The 1,559-nt window shown below is 64.4% G+C and carries 1 protein-coding gene; it reads right to left on the bottom strand.

Annotated elements, in window-relative coordinates; genetic code table 11:
* Window positions 1-1,559 (bottom strand): UvrD-helicase domain-containing protein (locus CUC53_RS18745; protein WP_157798352.1); only part of this gene is annotated, 1,559 nt, incomplete at both ends.

Raw genomic sequence — 1,559 nt, 5'->3', positions numbered from 1 at the left:
CGTGATAGAGCGGGGTCTCGGCGGTTCTGTGGCTGCAGATAAAGGGCAGGAACACCAGCGGGTACTCCAGCCCCTTCGATTTGTGGATGGTGACGATCTGCACCAATTTCCGCTCGGATTCGAGGCGCAGCACCTGCGACCCATCCTGGCCGTTGGGGCGACTCACCGCCTCTCCCAGCCAGCGCAGCAGGGCATATTCCCCGTCCAGCTCGCTGCTCACCTGTTGCAGCAGCTCGCCGAGATGGAGGAAGTTGGTCAGCCGCCGCTCGCCATAGGGGCTCGCCAAAAGCGAAGAGGCGAGATTGCGTCGGTGCAGCAGGGCCCGCAGCATGGCCAGCACGCCGCGGCGGTGCCAGATCGATCGGTACTCCATAAACTCCTGCACCGCGCTCTCCCACGCCCGCTCGTCGCTGGCCAGCCCATCGAGCGCTTTGGCGTCGAGATCAAACAACCCGGTGGCGAGCGCCGCCCGCAGGCTCCTCTCTTCACTCGGGTTCTGGCAGGCGTGCAAAATCAGCAAAATCTCCCGCGCCTCCGTCTGCTCCAGCACGCTCTCGCGGTTCGACAGATAGACCGAGGCGATGGCGAGCCGCGCCCGCTCCTGCTGCACCAGCTTGCCCTCGGCGCCGGTGCGCACCAGCACGGCGATATCTCCGGCCTTCACCGCCTGATCGCCTATCTTCGCCTTGCCCTCGCGGGCCAGGGTCAGCTGGCGGTGGATCTCGGCGGCGGTGGCGCGGGCCATCTTGCTCTGGTAATCCCCCCGGTTGAAGGTGGGCTGGCCGGTCAGCTGCCAGCAGTGGAGCACAGGGGCGGCTTCGCCATCCAGCTGCAGCGCCTTGCTCTTGCCCTGCGCCTCCACCGGCAGAAAGGGGATATCCGCCTCGTAGATAAAGGGATCCTTGGCTCGCTCAAACAGGCCGTTGACCGCCCCCACCAGCGCACTGCTGGAGCGCCAGTTGCGCCCGAGGGTGTAGTGGGCACTCACATTTCGCCGCGCCTGAATGTAGGTAAAGATGTCGGCGCCGCGAAAGCCGTAGATGGCCTGCTTGGGGTCACCGATCATCAACAGCGCCGTGCCTGTGTGGCCGCCACTCTCTTGTGAACCACTCTCTTGTGAACCACTCTCTTGCAAACAATAGAGCCGATGGAAGATGCGGTACTGCTGGGGGTCGGTATCCTGAAATTCATCGATCATGGCGACCCGGTAGGTGGTGCGAATGCGCTCGCAGAGCCGCTCGCCAAGGCTGGAGCCAAGCGCCCCGTCGAGATCTTTGAGCAGGTCATCGAACGAGAGCTGATGAGCTTGGCGCTTGCTGGCCTGCATCCGGCTGCGCACCACCTTGGCGGCCCGCTGCGGGATGAGATCCCGAATACCGGGGCGGCTCGCCAGCAGCTCATCGATTTGGCTAAAGAGCGGCAGGGTCGGCACTGCGCCCCCCTTCTTGAGGTTCTCTTCCAACACCGTCTGACCGAAGCGCTCCAGCTCCTTCGGGATGGCATAGCCGCTGGCCTCCTCTTGCGCCCAGTCGCTTATCTTGGCGAGCCGCCCCGGTATT

The organism is Aeromonas cavernicola (assembly GCF_002795305.1).
Taxonomy (GTDB): domain Bacteria; phylum Pseudomonadota; class Gammaproteobacteria; order Enterobacterales; family Aeromonadaceae; genus Aeromonas; species Aeromonas cavernicola.
Note: the sequence above shows the minus strand (reverse complement) of the source record. Positions and strands in the feature narration are given on the sequence as shown.